The sequence below is a fragment of the Bradyrhizobium sp. USDA 3240 genome (assembly GCF_054063295.1).
In genome coordinates this window covers 1,430,555-1,449,240 of record NZ_JBSSGD010000002.1, presented here as the reverse complement: position 1 = coordinate 1,449,240, position 18,686 = coordinate 1,430,555, and the positions used below count along the sequence as shown (strand labels likewise).

Here is an 18,686-nt window from a genome sequence, read left to right as displayed (position 1 = left end):
GGACCGCGTGCCGGCGGCCTTCGACCCGGAACTGGCCCGTTCAGGACCTCAGTTCGGCTTGCTGCGCAAGTTGTTCCTTGGCATACTTTCAACTTCCTCGGGTTCCGCCCGGTCGATCTCGAGACGGGCCATCCGGAGTATGAGGGTTGCCGTGGTCAGGCCGAGGCGTTCGGCCTCTTGCGCTGCGGTGTCGACCTTCTGGGCCAAGCCTTCACGTTTACCTGGGTATGCCATTCGTAATCCTCACTTAAGGTGCGAGATGAAAAATCCCACATACGTTACGGAGCTGCAGAACAAGCTCGGAGCTCCATCGAGCGAAACACTGGAAAGCCTGCGACTGTTGAAGGCCTTCCTTCGACTTGCGCCCGACCAGCGTTCCGAGGTCATCGAGCTGGTCGAACGTTTGGCGGTTGAGCCGCCGCGCGGTCCCTCACTGTCCTGAGGTGTTCGCGTTTCTCCTGGACGTCAGTTGTTCATTGGCCTGGCGGGCGGCTGTATCGCGATCACGTAGATTGCACCGCCCTCGAGCGCTTCGGATTGATGCCGGGTGCCGGCAGGCAGCAGGATGGTGTCGCCGGCACCGACGACCCGTTCACCGCCGTCCCAGATGAAGTTCAACCGGCCGCTGATGATCATCAGGATTTCATCGACCGGATGGGTATGGAAGTGATGCACCTTGCCTGCCGCATCATGCTGCAGCTCGACGGAGCCCTGCGCCGGGAGCAGGTTCAGGATCTCTGGATCGATGGCAAATTCGGTCTTCGTGCCCGCGATGATCTGGGTCATGCTGCCTGTTCCTTGTTCGCGATAGCGGCCGTCTTGTTCTGCGCGAGCTTGGCAAAAGGGCAGCCTCCGCTCGCATTGTTGTCGTCGTGCAGGAAGTACTGCAGATATTCGCGGCCATCAGTCGCGCCGTAGCGGCCAAGCAGCGGAGAGGGGCTCGCGCCGTCGTACGGGATCAGGCGCTTGCGCACCTCGGCGAACGCAGCGGTCGCGGCCTTTTCCGTCCCAAGGATCTTGTCGAACACCCAGCGCGGCTGGAACGTGAGCATGAAGGCGCTGGATCGGCGGCTCTGGCGCATCACATGGGCCGGCGTCGTGCAGACGACGAAGATCGGCTCGCCTGCAAACGAGAACTCCCACATCGGATGGTCGATCTGCTCCGGAATCTCTGATGGCCACGGGTTCTTGTCCAAGCGCGCGAGCTGGTCGAGCGTCAGCCACATCTTGCGATAATAGGCATCGAGCGTTTGCACGGGGCGGGGGCGTGTGAACACGATCAACGAGGTGTTGGGACCGAACGAGCGCGCCTCCGAAACATATTGTGCGAGCTGCTCGCCGAGCACCGCGACGTCATACGGATCGAGAAACAGATAGCGGAGCTGATCCTGGCGATGTCCGGTCACCCCGAACACGCAAGGGAATGGCCTTGCCTCGCTGCTCATCTGTGCTTCAAACTCGGAGAACATCACGCTTTGCCAGCTGCTGACCGGAAAGTTTGACGCGACTTCGCCTTTTCTCAAGAACAAGCGCTCCATAACACCCCCTACACTCATAACGACACTAACGAGCTATCAACTTGCTTCTCATCAATAGCGGCCCGGCTACACCCGGCAGCGACATGAGAAGCAGAATGACGATCAAGGCGCTGTAGCCGCCGTCACCGATCGCGGCCGCGTTGTGCACGGCGTCGGTTCCGGAGGCGCTGCTGGCGGCAAGCATCGCAAAGCCGATGATCGGCTGCGCGACGCCGGCGAAGATTCCGGCAGCAGTGGTATTCACGGAAGCGCCGACACCGATCAGGTCGGAGGTGTAGAGCTTCTTCACGCATTTCAGCACCAGCGGAACGGTGCCGCCGGCGACGAGTCCCAAGGCCGTGAACACGACAGCGACGTAGGCGAGACCAAATGTCCGGGCGACCGGCGGCAGCAGCATCGCGATCAGCAGCATGCGCAATACGCAAATGCCGATCAATGCGCGGTCGAGCGCCGCTGCGGCACGATCGGCGGCATGACCGAGGAAGATCGAGCCGAGCGCGTTGCCGATCATGAAGGCGAGCAGCGGCGTGCCGGCAGCCGTCGGGGAGATATGGAAGAAGTGGGCGACCATCGGAATGCCCCAGACGCCCGACAGCGTCGTCACGACCGCGAAGTGCGACGCGAACGTCATTGCGCAACCCCAGTTCGCAACATGGGCCAGTGATTGCCGCGCAGCGATCACGACGCCCTTCAGCGTCTTGTTGCTGTGCGACGCCGGATCGGGCTTGAGCGCGAGCTTGGCGAAGGCGAGGTTAGCAAGACCGATGCAGGCGATGAACAGGAAGCAGGCTCGCCAGCCAAACCCCGAGACGGCGGCCGCGAGCGGCGTGGTCGCAATCACGCCGCCGACATAGCCGGAGACCTGCGAGATGCCAGACATCATGCCGAACCGCTCGTCGGCAAAGCTTTGTGCCACGAGCTTCAGGAGTGCCGTGAAGACCAGCGCATCGCCGCAGGCGACAATCAGGCGCGCAGCAAAAACGTCGAGCAGGTTCGGTGCCAGCGCGAACGCTGCGCTGCCGAGCGACGAGGCGATCATGCTGACGAGTACGACACGCTTGACGCCGTAACGATCGACCAGCAGGCCGGCCGGAATCTGCATCAAGGTGTAGCCCCAGAAATAGCTCGAGGCGAGCATCGCAACACCGGCCGCATCGGTGTTGAAATCGTGCATGAAACTGAGGCTGACCGATTGCGGTGACACGCGCTGCAGGAAGGCAATGGCGTAGGCGATGGCCACTGCCGTCCAAGCGAGATAGGCGCGGTCGGTGACGCGCGACGTCGGGGCGTAAACGGCTTGTTGTCCGAGCATCGACATCACACCCTCGCGTAACCTACCGAGAACAGGGCATCAGCTGAATTCGGAATCTTCCGCGACATTGCGGCATCGACCAGTGATGCGGTGCCACGATAGGCCTGCCGATGGTGCTTAATATGGCCGTAGGCGCCCCGCATGATCATGTCGGGCAGTTCGAGCGGCTTGCCCGGATAGAGCGAGGTGCACATCTCGACACAGGCTGCCTGCAACGCCGGGTCCTGCGCATCATCGAGCAATGATGGAGAAACTTTCTCGCAAATTTTAGCGTTCGCCGCCCAGACGATCGGATTGCGGGTCCGCCAGCCGTAGAGCACGTTGCCGTCGGCTCTCTCGGCGGCGCCCGAGCACTTCAGGACTTCCGCAGTAAAGAAGCCGTAGAGGCCGCGGCCTTGATGCGCGGGAAGCACTTCTGTGCCGCTTCGATAGATTCCAAGTCCGGCGGACATCTGCAGGATGCGATAGACCGAGAAGGCCACGAGGCCGGAGCCGTCATAGACGAGGATCAGGCTGTACTTCTGGTCGAAGGGCGAGGAGGTTGCCGTCCAGTGCGGCTCGGCGGCCTGCCAGTTGACGGCAATGATGCCGTTCATGGCGTCCATCAGCGGCTGACGGTCGCAGGCTTCGATCCGGGAGGCATCGGGTAGACTGTAGATCGCGTAATCCGCCCAAGGCGATTTGATCGCCTCGTATCCGCTGCCCAGATTTCGCGACATGGCAGAACTCCAGAATTCCATTGCAAGCTATACAGGGCAGCCTCGAATGGCTTAAAGGACAATATGCCCTCGAAAACTGCCAAGCCGCCCCGGCCTGAGCCGCGCGACAAGAAAGCGACGCGGCGGATCGCGATCGTTGCCTTTCCGGGCGTGACCTTGCTCGACATCTCGGGGCCGGCTCAGGTGTTCGCGGAGCTGGAGGCGATCGAACTGCCCGGGCCGGACTACTCATTGTCCTACCTGTCGACTTCAGGCGGCCTGGTGCCGACCGATGTCGGCATGATGATGGACACGGCGCCGATCGCCAGTGTTGCGCCCACAGAGGTCGATACGCTGGTGATCCCCGGCGGGCCCGGCATCTGGAAGATCCGCAACGACGCCGAGTTGATGAACTGGATTGCAGAGGGGCTGCCGAAGGCGCGCCGTATCGCATCAGTTTGCCTCGGAGCATTTGCTCTGGCCTGGACCGGGATTCTGGATGGCAAGCGTGCTGCAACGCACTGGCGCTATTGTCCGCGTTTGCAGGACGGCTTTCCCAAAATCCGCGTCGAGCCCAACGCGATTTTCGTCAAGGACGGACATGTCTGGTCGTCGGCGGGTGTCAGCGCCGGCATCGATCTGGCGCTCGCGATGATCGAGGAGGATTTTGGCCACACCATCGCGCTCGATGTCGCGCGCAGACTTGTGGTGTTTCTGAAGCGGCCGGGCGGTCAGAGCCAGTTCTCGACCGTCCTTGCGGCCCAGGCCTCGGACGTCGAGGGACGTTTCAGCGCGCTGCACGCCTGGATCATCGAGAACATCACGAGCGACCTCAAGGTCGAGACCCTCGCGGAAAAGGCCGGGATGACGCCGCGCACCTTTGCCCGGACCTATGTCAGCCGCACCGGCATGACACCCGCTAGCGGTGTCGAGGCACTGCGCGTTGAGACTGCGCGCTTGCTGCTCGAAAGCCGCCAGATCGGCGGCGTGGTCGAGGTTGCCAAGCGCGCGGGATTTGGCGACGACGAACGAATGCGGCGGGCCTTCCTGCGTCACCTCGGGGTGTCGCCGACCGAGTATCGAAACCGGTTTTCGGGCAGTTAGCGCGTGTCGGACAGCTCAGTTCGGCGGCGTCGAAACCCGATCTATCTCACAAGCGAATAGCTGGCCTTCGCTCGCTGGTTTCGTAGGTCAAGGTAGTAGCTTTTCCGGTTTGTCTGCGGCTAATGTGCCGGCCAAATCGGGAGAAGAAACGACCATGAATGACGGGACCCCCATTCAGCAGGCGCGCAATGTCGAACTCGGCGCCAGCGGCGAGGAATTCCAGAACCTGCACGAATTCGCGCAAAAGGCCCGCGCCAGGCTGAACCAGAACGCCTGGGACTACATCGTCGGTGCCTCGGAAACCGAGACCACGATGCGCCGCAACAGAATGGCGCTCGACGAGATCGCGTTCCGGCCGCGCGTGCTGCGCAACGTCATCAATGTGGATCCATCCGCCGAGGTCTTCGGCCGCAAGCTCCGGCTTCCGGTGATGATCGCGCCGGTCGGTGCGCTCGAGATCTTCGATCCGGATGCAGGCGCAGCCGTCGCGCGCGGAGCGGGGGCGTTCCGCGCGGCGCATATGCTGAGCTCGGTGTCGGAGCCAGGGCTAGAGAATACCGCCAAGGCGGCGCCTGACGCCTTGCGCATCTTCCAGCTCTATGTGCGCGGCGACGATGCGTTCGTCGAGGATACGGTCAGCCGCAGCATCGACAACGGTTACGCCGCGTTCTGCCTCACCGTGGACACCGCCCATTACAGCCGGCGCGAGCGCGACATCGCCAAGCGCTACGTCCGTGAAAGCCGCATCCGCGCCACCGGCGGCGATTTCCAGAAGGGGCTGGAATGGCGGACGGTGAGGTTGATCAAGGACAAGTTCAAGATTCCGCTCATCCTGAAGGGTATCGCCACCGCGGAAGACGCCAGGATCGCGCTCGATCACGGCGTCGACTGGATCTACGTCTCAAATCACGGCGGACGGCAGCTCGACCACGGCCGCGGGTCCATGCATGTCCTCCCCGAGATCGTTCAAGCCGTCGCCGGCCGCGCCAAGATCATGGTCGATGGCTCGATCTGCCGTGGCACCGATATCGTGAAGGCCATCGTCTCGGGGGCCGATCTCGTCGGAATCGGCCGTCTGCAATGCTGGGCACTCGCCGCGGCCGGCGAGGCAGGCATCGTCCGGATGCTTGAATTGCTGGAGGACGAGGTGATCCGCTGCCTCGGTCTGCTCGGCGTGACCAGCTTTGCCGAACTGGACAAGTCCTATCTGCATCCGGCGACGCCGACCAATCCGCCGAGCGTGTTCAGCGCATTCCCGCTGCTCGATATCGACCCGTACCGCTACTGAGCCGCGCCGCCGCGAGAGACTAGGGAGCGATCACGCGATCTGGGATACCTCGATCGCGCCGGCTCGCCGTCAATCTGTGGTGTTCATGAAGCCGCCGCGGCAAAGACAAAGTCTGATCCAAATGCCGCACTAGTCGAGGCGAATGGCAAACAATCCATTCGCTGAATTTTCACTTGAGCGCGCGATCGCCCTGCGCTGGACCCTCCGCGATATCCAGGCGGGCAGGCGCAAACTGTCACCGGTCAGTGACGAGGATCTGCGCGCTCTCACGGAGCTCGGTCTGGTCGAACTGTATGACGGCGCGCCCGAGCTGACGGAGGCGGGCGCCGCGGTGCTGAACGACTGAACGGGCCGGTAGCCTAGCGCGCGTTCAGGAAGCTTTCGCCGGAATTGCAGGGCGCACACTGATAGGTCAGCACGTCGTAGACCTGGTCGCGTGGCTCGATCAAGGCAAGCCGCATCTGCGTGCCGCACTTCATGCACGGCATCTCTATGCTGGTCTTGAAGCGGGTGCAGGTCGGCGTTGGACGAATGGCGCGTAGCATCGGATCCCCTTATTCCCCACAAGAGACGCGAACGCGACCAACGACGAGGCCGAATCACAATGCCACAGTGCTGACATTATTGGAATCGGCCTGCGTGCAGTCCGGTCGCTGCTAGGTAAATTTTCCTTGGGCGCGGGAGCGAGTGGGCCTCATGGTTTTAGCGATACGGCGCTGACGCCGTCACAATCTATGCTAACCTCGGCAGACGCTTTTTTCAGGGGGCGCGATCATGATTGAGCCGAAGCTTGAAGTTCCCGCCGAGTTGCGCGATCTGGCGGAAAAGACCATCGACCAGGCCGAGCAGGCGTTCAGCCTGTTCTTTGATGCCGCGAGCAAGTCGATGACGGCGATACCGGGCACCGGGACCGAGATTTCCAAACAGGCGCTGTCGTTCACCGAGCAGAACATGAAGGCGGCGTTCGAGCACGCGCGCAAGCTCGTGCACGCGACCGATCTGCAGGAGGCGATGCGGATCCAGTCGGAGTTTCTGCGCAGCCAGTTCACCAATGCCGGCGAACATATGCGGCAGATCAGCGGAAGCGTGATGTCCGCCACCAAGGACGCCGCGAAGGGCAAGTTCTAGGCAGGCGGCCTTCACGGCGCGTCGACGTCTAGCGCCGGCGCGCTGCAGCAACGCCGAGCAGGAACGCAACGAACAGGCTTGCCAGTGGCGCTTCGCGCGTGACCGCGCTTACGGTGGCGAGGACGCCGCCCGGCCGGCGTGAGGTTGCGATCGCGTCGCTGAGGCGATCGGCCGCCGCTCGAAGTCCGTCCGACACCTCCGTGATGGTCCGCGAAACGTCCGTCGCGGTGTCGATCGCCCGCTCACCGAGTGTGGGCTGAAGCGGAGACTCGGGTGTTTCGGAGCTCATGCGTCGTCCCGCGGTTTCGTTAAGGGTGAGGTGGTTGTTACCCTGGTTACCGGCGCGTGCGCGCGGCGACGGCCACATATCGGGGAAATTCGGCAGCTGCGGATTGGTTCCACCAACGTGCCTCGCTTTCACTTCGCGGAACTGGAAACTTATGCGCCGGTCGCGGCTTGTTTCCGTGGAGGAGACGATGATGACAATGCAGGCGCATGGCATATCGGATGGCCGTTCGGTCAAGCATCGCAATCGGCACGGCGGAACGCCGCTGTTGATCGCGGCGCTGGTAGCGATCCTTGGCGTGCTGGGCATGCTGATGGTCGACCACGGTCCATGGAGCAAGCCGAAGGTGCAGCCGGCCGCTTCCGCCAACTACTCAACGACCGGCGAGGCGGCGCGGGCGGCCGGCGCAAAGGTGATGCAGACCGAGCCCAAGACACCGATTGAGCCAGCTCCGCCCGGTCCAAAGCCCGCTCAGCCGGCAAATCCGAGCACACCGCAATAGAAGCGGGGCGTTCTTGAGATTGCATCCGACGCAAAGTGCAGCAATTGACTCGTAGGGCAAATCAGCGGCACAAAGCTATAGTCGAAATACCGCGGGACGATCAGCGCACGCTGACGAGCATGCCCCACGCCGCAGCGAACCCGGCACTGACGAGAACCAGCACCGGACTGTCGCAGAAGATACCGCCATACTGGCACATGGTGGCACCGATCGAACCGATCTCATGATGGCCCGCTGCATAAAACAGGCCGGACAGGACCGCGAGCACGGCAGCAACGAAATACATCGGCGCTTCCTCCCTGCAATCAAACTGCGGCGCGGGTCGACCGACGCGAGCCAAAACTGTCCTGATGTCGATCCAAATGTTGTGAGCCGCTTGTCCGCTTGACGCGTCGGGCAACTCAGCGGCACACTGACATCATCGCAACAAGCATACGGCCGATCGGCGCCGGTTCGTGTTGCGATTCCGGATCATGCGCGGAGTTTCGGTCAAAGCGGTTTCCCGCCGTCGAAGCCGACGCATCACATTTTACCGATCGCATTCAGTTCGCAAAAACGTTTGACACGTCGGGCAACTCAGGGGCATAATCCGAAAATCAGAAATCGTTGAGCCCGCGCGGAGCAATCCGCGGCGGGCTTTTTGTTTGCCGTTTCACCAATCGGACGGCGGCCGCAACGTCACGACGCCACATCCTCCCAGCCCGTCGCCTGAGCGTCGCAAGCGAGCCGCCGTCCGAACCCATTGAAACGAGCACGAGATTGGCCGGTGCGCGCGAACGCGCCGGTCCTGCGGCGCGGCGCAAGCCGGCGCCGCCTGCGGCCCCACTCGTCAGGGATAAGGTTCGCGCCCCAAAGATCGCCGCCCGCTGCGCGATCTGCCGCACATTCATTCGATGGCCGCATCACGCGCGGACGGCCGATCAACGAGGTTGCATGACCGCCTATCTGATATCGCTCGCGCTCGCGGGCCTGATCGCCATTGCATTGTCGGAGTTCGCATGAGCGCAGAGATCATACAGTTCATCCCCCGTCCGCGTCACGAAGGCGAGCGAACGGATTTTCCCACGATCGCATTTCGCTCGGTGGTGCCTCCTGATACGCATGATGTCGATACGGCTCCGAGCGAATATCTCCCGTCCGATTGGGAGGAGAAGTGAGTGGCGAGGACGATTACGCAGATCCGCTCACTTGCGCGGAGCCATACGAGAAGCGCTCTCAACGCGCTGGTCGGCGTGATGCGATCGACCAGCGCAACGCCGGCTGCCCGCGTCTCCGCAGCCAATGCCATCCTCGATCGCGGCTGGGGCAAAGCGCCGCAGGCGATCGAGAACGGCGACGGAGCGCTCGAACTTGTGCACCGCATCGAGCGGGTCATCGTCGGGCCCGAGGAGGTTGAGGGCGAAGATACCTGAGAGCAGCGGCCGCGGCCCGATAACCCGCGCCGCAAAGAGGCTTATGTTGATCGCATACAGAGAGAGTTTCTCGGTCTTCTCGACCACGTGCAAGCACAGGCCATACTGCACAAAAAATCCTGATCCATGCGCAACAAATGCTGAGCCGATGGCCCCGCTCGTTGCTCTTTGTCGATATGGTTCAACAACGAGCAGTAAAGGGACTACGGCTTACATAGATCATTTCCGCAGAGCGTACCATGGATGCTGATCAGATTTTCGGCGCGTTGCCCGGGATCAATCACGTCTCTACCCTCGCAGCAGTTGGATGCGTGCTTCCAACGTATCTTCTTGGCCTTCGCCCTGCGACCTATAGAGTGTGTCTGTCCTTGGGAATCGCTTTCTCTCTTGCGAGACTGGGCGCAGAGATCACGGTAATAGTCTTCGTTACTCCGCATCTCCTGGCGTTTATCTTTCCACCATTCACTGTTGCCTTGATCGGAATACTGGCCCGGATAACACGGATCACTCGTGTAGGTTTGTGGAGCACAGTAGTGCTGATATGCGTCATTGTAGATTGGGCGCACCTTGCCGGTCTGTTCTGGGCACTTTCGTGAATATTCGTAGCCTCACACGAGCGTGCCATTCATGAATTCCCTTCCATCATACAGCAAGAAGATCCTGACCGAAGTTCAATCGATGGCGCCTCAGATCAATACTGTAGCGGCAAAGTATGTAGTGCCCGCCGAAGCGATTGCCGGAAGTTTGGCCCAAGAGCTACTCGACCGAACTGCCAGCTATTGGAATGAGGCGAGAGCTGTCGGTTCATCCTTCCACGCATATAAATCTCTCGCAGACGCGTACGCGGCGGGTGTGGCAATGAACCCACTCAACCCCGAGCGCGGTGCTTCGGACTATATCCTTAACCGGTACAACGTCGCCCCAAACGCGATAACGGTAGGATCGGATATTCCGAAATCCTTTGCTGTTATTGACTTCGGTCCGGCGGGAGTGAAATTCCACAACGCCATTCAGGCGATTCAGCCGATGCGATATTTGCCGCCGTCGATGTTTGGTCTTCCGAGCGCCTCAAGCGCGAACAGCAATCTGACCGACTGGCTTGCCGACTTGCTCGGGGCGCGCCCTCGTCAATGACCGTTCAAGCGAGATGATCACCGCTGGGCACCAGGCGGGCGTCCGATCCGATTTGCCTTACCGAGAGCAGCCTTGTCGATCCTGAAAATTCCAACCGCAAAAGTCTTTGAGCCGCTGCTTCGACCGGCGCGATACAAGGGCGCATTCGGCGGCCGGGGCTCGGGAAAATCTCATTTCTTCGGTGAGCTTCTGGTCGAGATGTGTCAGGCCGAGCGCGGCACGCTGGCGGTCTGCATCCGCGAGGCGCAGCGGACGCTGGCGCAATCATCGAAGCGATTGATCGAAAGCAAGATTGCGTCGCTTGGTGTCGGTCAGGGGTTCAAGAACTATTCCGACAGGATCGCGACGCCCGGTGACGGCGTGATGATCTTCCGGGGCATGCGAGATCATACGGCCGACTCGATCAAGAGCCTCGAGGGCTTCAAGATTGCATGGGTTGACGAAGCGCAATCGCTGAGCGCGCATAGCCTCGCCTTGCTGCGGCCGATGATTCGTGCGCCGGGCTCGGAATTATGGGCAAGCTGGAATCCGCGACGGAAGTCGGACGCGGTCGATGATTTCCTCCGGGTGCGCAAGCCGCCAGGGGCAATCGTCGTCAACGCGAACTGGCGCGATAATCCATGGTTTCCTGCGGTGCTCGATGAAGAGCGACGTACGGATCTTTCGCTCTATTCCGATCGCTACAATCACATCGAAGCTATCATCGATGCGCGTGCGCAGGCTGTGGCCGGGGAAAGCCCGGGCGTGCCGATCGGCGTGATCCGCAACCTTCTGATCGCGCGAGCTCCGGCTTGCCCGTGCGCGCAATATCTCCAGCTAGGTCGCGCGGAATAACGGCGGATCTGTCACCCATCGACGAGGTCCGGCCTCGCGAACTCACCAAGGGAAAATGCCATGACACTCTATAAGTGGTCGCGGGTCGCGGCCTCGGACGCGACCGCCGACAGCTCGATCAATTGGCAGGAGGGACAGGCGCCTTCGAGCGTCAATGACTCCGCCCGCGCGATGATGGCGGCGACCGCAAAGTATCGCGACGATATCGCCGGCGCGATCGTCACAAGCGGATCGAGCACGTCTTATGTGCTTTCAAGCTATCAGCAATTCGACAGCTTCACGAGCATGAACGGCGCGATGATCGCGTTCACGCCGCATATCATAAACGGAGGTATAACCGTGATCAACGTGGACGGGCTGGGTACCCGTCCGCTGAGAACCTCGCCCGGCACCGAATTGCAGGCGGGGGTTATCATCCAGGGTACGCCTTACACAGCGACCTACAATAACTCCGACGCAGCGTGGTACCTGCAGGGGTTTTTTGGCAATCCCTACAACGTGCCGCTTGCGGCCGGAATGGATTACTGGGGCTCCACCGCCCCCAACAGCTCGTTTGTCTTTCCGATCGGTCAGGCGATCTCGCGAGCGACTTATGCGACACTGTTCTCCTTGATCGGAACGCTCTACGGAACGGGCGACGGTTCTACCACTTTCAACTTGCCGGACAAGCGCGGCCGAGCTTCGGCCGCAGTTGATAACATGGGCGGCACAGCGGCTCTTCGCTTGACTTCGGCATATTTCGGAGCCCCGCAATTGGGTCTCGCGTCCGGCTCTGAAAGCCACACCCTGACGGTCAATGAGCTCCCGGCGCATCGTCACAGCGTTTTTCTGATCGATAGCGGGCACTCTCATATCGGTGCCGTTTTTGGTAGTCAGTCCAACAGCAATCTGGCTGCCGGTGGAAATCCGGTGCCGACCGCCGTCAATACGGCAGGCATTGGCGTCGCCACTACCGGAATTTCGATCACCAGCGGCGACAGTGTGCCAAACGCGACGCTTCAAGCAGGCGGAAGCGTACCCCACGCGATCGCGCAGCCAACGATCTGCTGCAACTACATCTTGCGAGTTATTTGATGGTCGCCTCGATGAGCCTCACGTTGTAAGCCCCGAAGGCCGATTTTCGGGTCTGCTTTACGAACGACCAAGCGCATTCCTTAGCCCAATGTTCGCTGTTGAAGTTGCCGGGCATGAGACGGCGCTTGTCCGCATAGACATTCCAGTGATGACCTTCCTGGATCACAAGAAGATGGATCAAAGTTGGGTCTGACGGAAGGAGCCGCCATCCTTCGGCGGTTTCTTCCCAATGGAATTCCATCGGTCTTTGGGCAAGTAGGCTCGCCAGCCATCGCAGGGCACGCTTCATTTCTCGATCTCCATACGGGCACAACCTAGAGGGTCCGCGCAAACGGCGCAACCTGGCATCCCTATCGCCACAACCATCAGTGGAGCGACTGATGACCGACCTGAACGCCGTTAATGCGGCCAATGCAGCCCGCTGGGCGAAAGCCAAGTCGATACGGAGCTTCTCGACGGTCGCAGGCCGGCTTGTCGCGTCGCCAGCAAAGGCCCGCTACCAGGCCGTATCAGCCAAGACCGGCGTTCCCTGGTTCTTCATCGCGGTCGCTCACGAACGGGAGGCTTCCCAGAACTGGAGCACCCAGCTTGGGCAGGGCGACCCGCTCCGAAGCGTCTCTGTCCACGTTCCGAAGGGACGGGGCCCGTTCAAGACCTGGGAAGACGGCGCCTATGACGCGCTGGTCAACTGCGCGCCCTTCGCTGCCCGTAACCGTGACTGGTCGGTCGGCGGCACGCTGACCTTGCTCGAGCAGTACAACGGACTTGGCTATGCCGCTCGCGGCAAGCCGTCGCCTTACATCTGGTCCGGCACCGATCAGTACGTCTCGGGCAAATACGTCCGGGACGGGGTCTTTGACGCGAGCGTTGTGGATCAGCAGTTGGGCTGCGCAGGCCTGTTGCGGGCGATGATGCAACTCGATCCGACCATCACATTCAACGGAGCGAAGATCGTCCCGGCGGGAAGGACGCCATCGCTGGTGCCGAAACCACCACCTCCCGCCACCCCATCGATCCACGCTCCCGCCAAAGGCTCCCTCGGAGCCTTTTTTGTTGACCTCTTCAAATCTCTCTTCGGAAGGAAATGACGATGCTCTGGCTTTTCCTCACCTTACCCGGACTGCTCTGTGCATACTTCATTGTCGTGCGGCCGATCCTGCATGCGATTCCGGCCCTCAAGTCGTTCTACGACGAAGCCGATACGTTCTGGGGCAAGGCCTGGGCGCTCACCGGGAGATCTGTGACGGTGATCTGGGGTCTCCTCCTGACCGGCATTGGAACCGTTTTTCAGTGGCTAGATCCGATCGCATCTGCCTTTGGCGATCCCGATCTCAAGGCCGAGATCATGGAGGCATTGAAGAACAATCCCCGGTATCTCGCCTACACCATGATCGGCATCTCGACGATTACGATCGTTGCGCGCCTGCGGTCAGTGGGTAAGAGCTGATCGATGTGGATGACCATTCTCTCTTTCCTTGGCGGCCCTGTTATCAAGGGCTTGATCGATGCGTATCAGGCTAAGCTGAAGGCTGGGAACATCGACAGCAAGATTGCCGCCGATCTCGCCGCCGGTGAGATCGCCGCGCAGGTGGCGGAGGCGCAGGCGCATAGTCAACTCAAGATCGCCGAGATCGGTCATCCCTGGGAGCCGGAAAAATTGGCGTTCTACGTGACGTTGGTGTTTTACGCCAAATGCGTGATCTGGGACAAGGTTCTCGGCTTGGGGACGACGCCGCAACTCGCGGGAGACGTGAGCACCTGGGCCGGCATGATCATGGGCTTCTACTTCGGAAAGCGTACGTTTGAAAATGTCGCCCGCATCATACGAAGGTGATCCGATGCACGAAGCCGACGTCAAAGCAATCGTGATGGAAACGCTGATCGAACAGGATCGGGTGCGACGAAGCGACATCGATGCCGTCGTGGTCAAGACCATTGCGACGGTCTTGACTTCATTTGGATTTGAGGAGGGTGACCGACGAGAACTGCGCGCGGACTTTCAGCACCTCCGGCGATGGCGACGGAGCGTGGAGCAGGCGCAAAGCTATACTTTCAAGGCAGTGATCACCGTGATCGCTACCGGATTCCTCGGCGCCGTCTGGCTGGGTATCAAGGCCACGCTTGGAAAGTAATCCGTGTTGCAGCTGGAGTGGCTGGATCTCTCTCCAGACTGGAGAGCCAAGTACGCTTGGCGGACGATAGAATCTCGAGGTGCTAAGAATGTACAGGATACGCGAGGTTGATCCGCAGGACGAAGAGGTCACGGATGCGCTCGTCGAGCTTCATCAGTTGACTTTCTGCGATGGGACGCGCGTGCCTGACTTCGAACAGGGGTATTGGTGGCTCGCCTTTCGTGGACTCAAGCCGATTGCATTCGCGGGCGTCGTTCCGTCAACCCATGTTGCCAACGCCGGATATCTGTGCCGTGTTGGGGTGGTGATGCCGCACTGCGGCCACGGCCTGCAAGTGCGGCTTAGCGCGCTGGAAGCGCGAGCGAGGCGGTCCGGCTGGAATGCAATCGTCTCGGACACGACCGACAATCATTTCTCGGCCAACAACTTCATCCGGCAGGGGTATCGGCTCTTCCAACCTGCCTCGCCCTGGGCATGGCAGCACACGCTGTATTGGCGGAAGGAGCTCGTCTAGTTCCTGCGAGGTGGAATTGACCGTTGCCGACAGTTTGACGATGTAGGGCGCCCGGTGGTCGATTGGCCGCCGGGCTTCTCGGCGTTTCTGGTTCGTAGGCCGCCCCCCTCGGTAAACTGCGGTCGTTAGCCGGAGCTTGGCCGCGCATCGAATTTTGGGCGGGAGAATGCTAGGGTGCCCCGTCCCGCGCGGACGAAACACGGCTGAGAGCGTTCCAGTCACCCAACGCCCGGTGGCGGCAGTTGAGAGTTCTATGCCTTGAATCGCTGGACGGAGGCTTGCGCGTCTTGATCTCTGGTGATCGCTCGATAAACTGAATCGAACGACCCGTCGCGCGAATGTTTCGGAGATCGAACGAAGGAAGAGACCATGGTTGAGGTTGGCCGCGGGCTCGACACCAAGATGCCGCCAGGGTCAGATCGGGATCATTATTCGCTCATGGTCGCGCGAGCCCGAGCGCTGGCACCGGCTCTGCGTGAACGGGCAGCGCGGACCGAAGAATTGCGCCGTTTGCCGCCCGAGACCGAGCGGGATCTACACGACAGTGGGCTTTTCCGAATCCTGCAGCCCAAGCGCGTCGGGGGCAGCGAGCTCGATTATGTTGCGCTGGTCGATTGTGCCGACGCCCTGGGGCAGGGCGACGCCTCGGTCTCCTGGAATTTTGCCAATCTTGCGAGCCACCACTGGATGCTGGGTATGTTCGCGCCCGAGGCGCAGAGCGCTGTGTGGGGCGAGAATCCCGATACGCTGATCGCGTCTTCCTTTGTTTTCCCGGCAGGACGGGCCAGGAAGACAAGTGGCGGTTATTTGCTGAGCGGTCATTGGCCGTTCTCGTCTGGGGTGGAAGCGTGCGGGTGGAACATGCTCGGGAGCGTAGTTGCCTCGGATGATGAGGCCGACGGCGTCGAGTATCGGCTGTTCCTGTTGAACCGACGGGACTACAACATCGACGACACCTGGAACGCGGCGGGTCTGCGCGGAACAGGATCGAACGATGTGCGAGCAACTGACGCATTCGTTCCTGAGCACATGACGGTTGCCGTCAGCGATCTTGCGGGTGGCGCAACGCCAGGCAGTGTCGTCAATCCGAACGCACTCTACATGCTGCCCGTTTTCTCGTTGTTTCCCTATGTGCTGTCTGGGGTCGGTCTGGGAAATGCCCAGGCTTGCCTCGATGATTACGTCGAGATCGCGCGACACCGTGCCTCGACATATAATCGGGCCAAGCTCGGCGACCTGCAAAGTACACAGATCAAGATCGCCGAGGCTTCTGCGAAGATAGATGCCGCACGACTGATCATGCGCACGAGTTGCGCTGAGGTGCTTGCAGCGATTCGGCGCGGTGATATCCCCAGCATTGCGGCGAAGACGAGGCTCCGGCGCGATGGCGCGTTCGCGGTCAATTTGTGCACCGAAGCGGTCTCTCTTCTGTTTGCAGCGAGCGGGGCGCGCAGCCTGTTCACCTCGGGAGCGTTGCAGCGCCAATTTCGCGATGCACATGCAGTGAATTCGCATCTCGCCTTCAATTTCGACGCGGCCGGCACCAACTATGGGCGAGTAGCTCTTGGGCTGCCGTCTGAAAACCTGACACTTTGAGGCTGGCCGGATGTCTGACGCACCCAAACGTCCGCCGGACCCGGCAAGCGAGCTCGCAAGCGACAGCTCGACAATCGATCCCCGTGACTTCCGCAATGCACTCGGTATGTTTGCGACCGGTGTGACGATCGTCACCGCGATGTCGACCGAAGGACGACCGTACGGAATTACTTGCAATTCGTTTGCGTCGGTGTCGCTTAACCCCCCACTCGTGTTGTGGAGCCTGGGGATGTTTTCGCAGGGATTGCCGATCTTCCAAAATGCCAGCCATTTTACGATCAACGTTCTGGACGCGTCGCAGCAGACGCTGGCGATAAAGTTTGCCAGATCATCGGGTGACAAATTCGCTGGTGTGAGTTGGTCACCAGGTCTCGGGAACGCTCCCGTGCTTGCCGACGTAGTCGCAAATTTCCAATGCCGGGCTGCCAACCGCTACTACGGCGGCGATCACGTCATTTTCCTTGGGGCGGTGGAGGCCTACGCCTACAACCGGAACAATCCGCTGCTGTTCGCGCAGGGAGGTTTTGGCCGGTTCCTGGCTGACGATAACGGCAACGCATCATGAATCGAAAGATGCTCATCAAGCGAACTCGTTCCAAGCAGAGGCGGCTGTCGGCCGACGATCGTCGCAGTGAATTCGTCACCAAGGCGACAGAGCTTTTTGCGGAGGAAGGATTTGGCGGCGGCACGCGTGCTCTTGCTCGCAGGCTCGGCGTGACGCAACCGTTGCTTTATCGCTACTTTCCGAGCAAGGACGATCTCATCAAGGAGGTCTACCGCAAGGTTTATCTCGAGCCCCTTGAAATCGGCTGGGAGAAATTGCTCTCGGATCGGTCGCGCCCGCTCCGCATGCGGCTGCAGGAATTTTACGAAGTCTATACGGGCACGATCTTCAACCGAAAATGGTTGCGGATCTATCTCTACTCTGGACTGAAGGGCCTCGATATCAATCGTTGGTATGTTGGCATGGTCAAGGACAAGATCCTGACACGCATTCTCAGGGAGTGTCGCCACGATGCCGGCCTCGCGACGCAGACCAGGCCCAGCGCGGCCGAGTTGGAGCTGGCCTGGGTGTTTCACGGCGGCATCTTCTATTATGGTGTACGCAAGTACATCTACGAAGCGCCCGTCCTGGAGGACAAGGCGCAGATGATCAGTGATGCGCTGGATATCTTTCTGGCGGGATTTGCGAGAATGGCGGAGAGCGCGACCGATCGTCGGGGGACGTCGATCAAGGTCGTCGGCTGAGCAGGATTACTTTGCTGCCATCTGATCCCGATACCAATCTCCAATCTCGCTCGCCGTCATGAGCGCGACGCCGTCATGGCCAATCACGTAATCGAGCAACGCCTCCAGGTATTTGATTCGATGTGGGACCCCCGTGATGTAAGGATGCACCGAGATTGCCATGATCCGCGCGTTCTCTGCGCCTTCGAGATATAGCCGATCGAATTGGTCGGTACAGCGCGTCAGGAACTGTTCCGAGGGCAGGTGCTGTAGCGCGTGAATGACAATGTCGTTGGTCTCGACGGAATAGGGAATCGTCGTCAAAGTTCCGTGCGGTGTTGCGATGTCTTGAGGAAGATCGTCGATCACCCAATCGGCCACGTATTCGATCCCGTTGAGGCGCAGGAGATCGAGTGTTTCTTCGGTCTCGGTCAGGCCCGGACTTTCCCACGATCGCGGCGGCTTGCCGGCAAATGCGGCGATCGTATCGACAGCACGCTTGATCGCATCCGCCTGGTTCTCGATCTTGTGCATGGGGCCCTGCACGAACCCATGCCCCATGAATTCGAAGCCCGCCTCGCGCGCTGCCGACGCTACGCGCGGATAGCTGTTGCAGACGTTGGCGTTCGTGGCCAGCGTCACCGGTATCTTCCGGTCCGTGAGGGCCTTGAACTGCCGCCAGAAGCCGGCGCGCATGCCGTATTCATGCCACGACCAGTTCGGCACGTCAGGCAGCAGCGGTTGGCCCATCGGTGGACTCAGCACGGTGCGTGGCATCGGATTTTCGATACGCCATTCCTCGACGTTGAGGATGACCCAGACAGCAAGCTTCTTGCCATCAGGCAATGTCAGTTTCGGCCGGTCGATCTGAGCCTGGTACGGAATGCGATCAGTGAAAGCCACGTCG

28 protein-coding genes and 1 pseudogene are annotated in these 18,686 nt (G+C 60.7%); 19 read left to right on the top strand and 10 right to left on the bottom strand.

Features of this window, described 5'->3' with window-relative positions:
* Nucleotides 1-48: 48 nt before the first annotated feature.
* The gene (locus ACVIGA_RS07610; RefSeq protein WP_016847356.1) at nt 49-234 is read right to left on the bottom strand and encodes a hypothetical protein; all 186 of its coding nucleotides are present in this window, start codon (nt 232-234) and stop codon (nt 49-51) included.
* A gap of 25 nt (nt 235-259) precedes the next feature.
* On the opposite strand from ACVIGA_RS07610, the gene ACVIGA_RS07605 reads away from it, so the two are divergent.
* Nucleotides 260-442 carry a hypothetical protein gene (locus ACVIGA_RS07605; RefSeq protein WP_456665898.1) on the top strand — a complete coding sequence of 61 codons (183 nt, stop codon included), beginning with the start codon at nt 260-262 and terminating at the stop codon, nt 440-442.
* Nucleotides 443-465: 23 nt separating this feature from the next.
* On the opposite strand, the gene ACVIGA_RS07600 is transcribed toward ACVIGA_RS07605, so the two are convergent.
* From ACVIGA_RS07600 to ACVIGA_RS07585, 4 genes are all read right to left on the bottom strand, one after another.
* Nucleotides 466-786, bottom strand: a complete 321-nt coding sequence (locus ACVIGA_RS07600; protein WP_456665897.1) for a cupin domain-containing protein — start codon at nt 784-786, stop codon at nt 466-468.
* The gene (locus ACVIGA_RS07595) at nt 783-1,445 is read right to left on the bottom strand and encodes a YqcI/YcgG family protein (RefSeq protein WP_456665896.1); all 663 of its coding nucleotides are present in this window, start codon (nt 1,443-1,445) and stop codon (nt 783-785) included. Before ACVIGA_RS07595 ends, ACVIGA_RS07600 begins: the two co-directional genes overlap by 4 nt.
* Before the next feature lie 118 nt (nt 1,446-1,563).
* Nucleotides 1,564-2,856 carry an MFS transporter gene (locus tag ACVIGA_RS07590; RefSeq protein WP_456665895.1) on the bottom strand — a complete coding sequence of 431 codons (1,293 nt, stop codon included), beginning with the start codon at nt 2,854-2,856 and terminating at the stop codon, nt 1,564-1,566.
* Nucleotides 2,856-3,569: a hypothetical protein gene (locus ACVIGA_RS07585; protein ID WP_456665894.1), complete on the bottom strand. Its 714-nt coding sequence runs from the start codon at nt 3,567-3,569 to the stop codon at nt 2,856-2,858. Before ACVIGA_RS07585 ends, ACVIGA_RS07590 begins: the two co-directional genes overlap by 1 nt.
* A 63-nt stretch (nt 3,570-3,632) precedes the next feature.
* On the opposite strand from ACVIGA_RS07585, the gene ACVIGA_RS07580 reads away from it, so the two are divergent.
* The 3 genes from ACVIGA_RS07580 (at nt 3,633) to ACVIGA_RS07570 (ending at nt 6,286) form a co-directional block, all read left to right on the top strand.
* Entirely contained in the window at nt 3,633-4,652 is a 1,020-nt protein-coding gene (locus ACVIGA_RS07580) for a GlxA family transcriptional regulator (protein ID WP_456665893.1), read from the top strand.
* Between the two features lie 154 nt (nt 4,653-4,806).
* Nucleotides 4,807-5,940, top strand: a complete 1,134-nt coding sequence (locus ACVIGA_RS07575; RefSeq protein ID WP_456665892.1) for an alpha-hydroxy acid oxidase — start codon at nt 4,807-4,809, stop codon at nt 5,938-5,940.
* 142 nt (nt 5,941-6,082) lie between these two features.
* Nucleotides 6,083-6,286, top strand: a complete 204-nt coding sequence (locus ACVIGA_RS07570) for a hypothetical protein (RefSeq protein ID WP_456665891.1) — start codon at nt 6,083-6,085, stop codon at nt 6,284-6,286.
* Nucleotides 6,287-6,299: 13 nt separating this feature from the next.
* Here the strand turns inward: ACVIGA_RS07570 and ACVIGA_RS07565 are convergent, their stop codons facing one another.
* Nucleotides 6,300-6,485, bottom strand: a complete 186-nt coding sequence (locus tag ACVIGA_RS07565; protein WP_223969053.1) for a hypothetical protein — start codon at nt 6,483-6,485, stop codon at nt 6,300-6,302.
* A 229-nt stretch (nt 6,486-6,714) separates the two neighbouring features.
* Here ACVIGA_RS07565 and ACVIGA_RS07560 point away from each other — a divergent pair, with 229 nt between their 5' ends.
* A complete protein-coding gene (locus tag ACVIGA_RS07560) occupies nt 6,715-7,068 on the top strand; it encodes a phasin (RefSeq protein WP_456665890.1) in 354 nt (117 codons plus the stop codon).
* 28 nt (nt 7,069-7,096) lie between these two features.
* On the opposite strand, the gene ACVIGA_RS07555 is transcribed toward ACVIGA_RS07560, so the two are convergent.
* Nucleotides 7,097-7,357: a hypothetical protein gene (locus ACVIGA_RS07555; protein ID WP_176530039.1), complete on the bottom strand. Its 261-nt coding sequence runs from the start codon at nt 7,355-7,357 to the stop codon at nt 7,097-7,099.
* A 196-nt stretch (nt 7,358-7,553) separates the two neighbouring features.
* On the opposite strand from ACVIGA_RS07555, the gene ACVIGA_RS07550 reads away from it, so the two are divergent.
* On the top strand, nt 7,554-7,856 hold the full coding sequence (locus ACVIGA_RS07550) for a hypothetical protein (protein ID WP_456670754.1): 303 nt from the start codon (nt 7,554-7,556) through the stop codon (nt 7,854-7,856).
* 100 nt (nt 7,857-7,956) lie between these two features.
* Here ACVIGA_RS07550 and ACVIGA_RS07545 read toward each other — a convergent pair whose 3' ends face one another.
* Nucleotides 7,957-8,142 carry a hypothetical protein gene (locus tag ACVIGA_RS07545; RefSeq protein WP_456665889.1) on the bottom strand — a complete coding sequence of 62 codons (186 nt, stop codon included), beginning with the start codon at nt 8,140-8,142 and terminating at the stop codon, nt 7,957-7,959.
* A 712-nt stretch (nt 8,143-8,854) separates the two neighbouring features.
* On the opposite strand from ACVIGA_RS07545, the gene ACVIGA_RS07540 reads away from it, so the two are divergent.
* The 5 genes and pseudogenes from ACVIGA_RS07540 to ACVIGA_RS07520 all read left to right on the top strand — a co-directional run bounded on the left by ACVIGA_RS07540 (nt 8,855) and on the right by ACVIGA_RS07520 (nt 12,310).
* Nucleotides 8,855-9,013 carry a hypothetical protein gene (locus ACVIGA_RS07540; RefSeq protein WP_375775801.1) on the top strand — a complete coding sequence of 53 codons (159 nt, stop codon included), beginning with the start codon at nt 8,855-8,857 and terminating at the stop codon, nt 9,011-9,013.
* On the top strand, nt 9,014-9,268 hold the full coding sequence (locus ACVIGA_RS07535) for a hypothetical protein (protein ID WP_456665888.1): 255 nt from the start codon (nt 9,014-9,016) through the stop codon (nt 9,266-9,268).
* Between the two features lie 627 nt (nt 9,269-9,895).
* Nucleotides 9,896-10,402, top strand: a complete 507-nt coding sequence (locus tag ACVIGA_RS07530; RefSeq protein ID WP_456665887.1) for a hypothetical protein — start codon at nt 9,896-9,898, stop codon at nt 10,400-10,402.
* Between the two features lie 72 nt (nt 10,403-10,474).
* A pseudogene (locus ACVIGA_RS07525) lies at nt 10,475-11,095 on the top strand (PBSX family phage terminase large subunit); the annotation flags it as partial.
* A gap of 201 nt (nt 11,096-11,296) precedes the next feature.
* Nucleotides 11,297-12,310 (top strand): phage tail protein, encoded by a 1,014-nt coding sequence (locus ACVIGA_RS07520; RefSeq protein ID WP_456665886.1) that lies wholly within the window; start codon nt 11,297-11,299, stop codon nt 12,308-12,310.
* On the opposite strand, the gene ACVIGA_RS07515 is transcribed toward ACVIGA_RS07520, so the two are convergent.
* Complete coding sequence (locus tag ACVIGA_RS07515; protein WP_456665885.1) at nt 12,303-12,599, bottom strand: hypothetical protein; 297 nt, start codon at nt 12,597-12,599, stop codon at nt 12,303-12,305. The genes ACVIGA_RS07520 and ACVIGA_RS07515 overlap by 8 nt on opposite strands.
* A gap of 91 nt (nt 12,600-12,690) precedes the next feature.
* Between ACVIGA_RS07515 and ACVIGA_RS07510 the strand changes: the two genes are divergently transcribed.
* The 8 genes from ACVIGA_RS07510 (at nt 12,691) to ACVIGA_RS07475 (ending at nt 17,800) form a co-directional block, all read left to right on the top strand.
* Complete coding sequence (locus ACVIGA_RS07510; RefSeq protein ID WP_456665884.1) at nt 12,691-13,398, top strand: hypothetical protein; 708 nt, start codon at nt 12,691-12,693, stop codon at nt 13,396-13,398.
* A gap of 2 nt (nt 13,399-13,400) precedes the next feature.
* Nucleotides 13,401-13,757 (top strand): hypothetical protein, encoded by a 357-nt coding sequence (locus tag ACVIGA_RS07505; RefSeq protein ID WP_456665883.1) that lies wholly within the window; start codon nt 13,401-13,403, stop codon nt 13,755-13,757.
* 3 nt (nt 13,758-13,760) lie between these two features.
* A complete protein-coding gene (locus ACVIGA_RS07500; RefSeq protein ID WP_456665882.1) occupies nt 13,761-14,144 on the top strand; it encodes a hypothetical protein in 384 nt (127 codons plus the stop codon).
* 4 nt (nt 14,145-14,148) lie between these two features.
* Entirely contained in the window at nt 14,149-14,442 is a 294-nt protein-coding gene (locus ACVIGA_RS07495) for a hypothetical protein (protein ID WP_196238905.1), read from the top strand.
* 88 nt (nt 14,443-14,530) lie between these two features.
* Nucleotides 14,531-14,956, top strand: coding sequence for a GNAT family N-acetyltransferase (locus ACVIGA_RS07490; protein WP_456665881.1), 426 nt, complete (start codon nt 14,531-14,533; stop codon nt 14,954-14,956).
* Between the two features lie 402 nt (nt 14,957-15,358).
* On the top strand, nt 15,359-16,552 hold the full coding sequence (locus ACVIGA_RS07485; RefSeq protein WP_456670753.1) for an acyl-CoA dehydrogenase family protein: 1,194 nt from the start codon (nt 15,359-15,361) through the stop codon (nt 16,550-16,552).
* A 10-nt stretch (nt 16,553-16,562) separates the two neighbouring features.
* Nucleotides 16,563-17,117, top strand: a complete 555-nt coding sequence (locus tag ACVIGA_RS07480) for a flavin reductase family protein (protein WP_456665880.1) — start codon at nt 16,563-16,565, stop codon at nt 17,115-17,117.
* A complete protein-coding gene (locus tag ACVIGA_RS07475) occupies nt 17,114-17,800 on the top strand; it encodes a TetR/AcrR family transcriptional regulator (RefSeq protein ID WP_456665879.1) in 687 nt (228 codons plus the stop codon). Before ACVIGA_RS07480 ends, ACVIGA_RS07475 begins: the two co-directional genes overlap by 4 nt.
* A gap of 6 nt (nt 17,801-17,806) precedes the next feature.
* On the opposite strand, the gene ACVIGA_RS07470 is transcribed toward ACVIGA_RS07475, so the two are convergent.
* The gene (locus tag ACVIGA_RS07470; RefSeq protein ID WP_456665878.1) at nt 17,807-18,682 is read right to left on the bottom strand and encodes a polysaccharide deacetylase family protein; all 876 of its coding nucleotides are present in this window, start codon (nt 18,680-18,682) and stop codon (nt 17,807-17,809) included.
* Nucleotides 18,683-18,686: the final 4 nt, after the last annotated feature.

Bases quoted from the DNA above. Each gene is read 5' to 3' on its own strand.
- ACVIGA_RS07560 (WP_456665890.1), top strand. From the start codon at position 6,715: ATGATTGAGCCGAAGCTTGAAGTTCCCGCCGAGTTGCGCGATCTGGCG.
- ACVIGA_RS07590 (WP_456665895.1), bottom strand. From the start codon at position 2,856: ATGTCGATGCTCGGACAACAAGCCGTTTACGCCCCGACGTCGCGCGTC.
- ACVIGA_RS07570 (WP_456665891.1), top strand. From the start codon at position 6,083: ATGGCAAACAATCCATTCGCTGAATTTTCACTTGAGCGCGCGATCGCC.
- ACVIGA_RS07580 (WP_456665893.1), top strand. From the start codon at position 3,633: ATGCCCTCGAAAACTGCCAAGCCGCCCCGGCCTGAGCCGCGCGACAAG.
- ACVIGA_RS07480 (WP_456665880.1), top strand. From the start codon at position 16,563: ATGTCTGACGCACCCAAACGTCCGCCGGACCCGGCAAGCGAGCTCGCA.
- ACVIGA_RS07520 (WP_456665886.1), top strand. From the start codon at position 11,297: ATGACACTCTATAAGTGGTCGCGGGTCGCGGCCTCGGACGCGACCGCC.
- ACVIGA_RS07530 (WP_456665887.1), top strand. From the start codon at position 9,896: ATGAATTCCCTTCCATCATACAGCAAGAAGATCCTGACCGAAGTTCAA.
- ACVIGA_RS07555 (WP_176530039.1), bottom strand. From the start codon at position 7,357: ATGAGCTCCGAAACACCCGAGTCTCCGCTTCAGCCCACACTCGGTGAG.
- ACVIGA_RS07490 (WP_456665881.1), top strand. From the start codon at position 14,531: ATGTACAGGATACGCGAGGTTGATCCGCAGGACGAAGAGGTCACGGAT.
- ACVIGA_RS07605 (WP_456665898.1), top strand. From the start codon at position 260: ATGAAAAATCCCACATACGTTACGGAGCTGCAGAACAAGCTCGGAGCT.
- ACVIGA_RS07545 (WP_456665889.1), bottom strand. From the start codon at position 8,142: ATGTATTTCGTTGCTGCCGTGCTCGCGGTCCTGTCCGGCCTGTTTTAT.
- ACVIGA_RS07565 (WP_223969053.1), bottom strand. From the start codon at position 6,485: ATGCTACGCGCCATTCGTCCAACGCCGACCTGCACCCGCTTCAAGACC.
- ACVIGA_RS07505 (WP_456665883.1), top strand. From the start codon at position 13,401: ATGCTCTGGCTTTTCCTCACCTTACCCGGACTGCTCTGTGCATACTTC.
- ACVIGA_RS07600 (WP_456665897.1), bottom strand. From the start codon at position 786: ATGACCCAGATCATCGCGGGCACGAAGACCGAATTTGCCATCGATCCA.
- ACVIGA_RS07475 (WP_456665879.1), top strand. From the start codon at position 17,114: ATGAATCGAAAGATGCTCATCAAGCGAACTCGTTCCAAGCAGAGGCGG.
- ACVIGA_RS07575 (WP_456665892.1), top strand. From the start codon at position 4,807: ATGAATGACGGGACCCCCATTCAGCAGGCGCGCAATGTCGAACTCGGC.
- ACVIGA_RS07510 (WP_456665884.1), top strand. From the start codon at position 12,691: ATGACCGACCTGAACGCCGTTAATGCGGCCAATGCAGCCCGCTGGGCG.
- ACVIGA_RS07540 (WP_375775801.1), top strand. From the start codon at position 8,855: ATGAGCGCAGAGATCATACAGTTCATCCCCCGTCCGCGTCACGAAGGC.
- ACVIGA_RS07595 (WP_456665896.1), bottom strand. From the start codon at position 1,445: ATGAGCAGCGAGGCAAGGCCATTCCCTTGCGTGTTCGGGGTGACCGGA.
- ACVIGA_RS07515 (WP_456665885.1), bottom strand. From the start codon at position 12,599: ATGAAGCGTGCCCTGCGATGGCTGGCGAGCCTACTTGCCCAAAGACCG.
- ACVIGA_RS07485 (WP_456670753.1), top strand. From the start codon at position 15,359: ATGCCGCCAGGGTCAGATCGGGATCATTATTCGCTCATGGTCGCGCGA.
- ACVIGA_RS07495 (WP_196238905.1), top strand. From the start codon at position 14,149: ATGCACGAAGCCGACGTCAAAGCAATCGTGATGGAAACGCTGATCGAA.
- ACVIGA_RS07610 (WP_016847356.1), bottom strand. From the start codon at position 234: ATGGCATACCCAGGTAAACGTGAAGGCTTGGCCCAGAAGGTCGACACC.
- ACVIGA_RS07500 (WP_456665882.1), top strand. From the start codon at position 13,761: ATGTGGATGACCATTCTCTCTTTCCTTGGCGGCCCTGTTATCAAGGGC.
- ACVIGA_RS07585 (WP_456665894.1), bottom strand. From the start codon at position 3,569: ATGTCGCGAAATCTGGGCAGCGGATACGAGGCGATCAAATCGCCTTGG.
- ACVIGA_RS07550 (WP_456670754.1), top strand. From the start codon at position 7,554: ATGCAGGCGCATGGCATATCGGATGGCCGTTCGGTCAAGCATCGCAAT.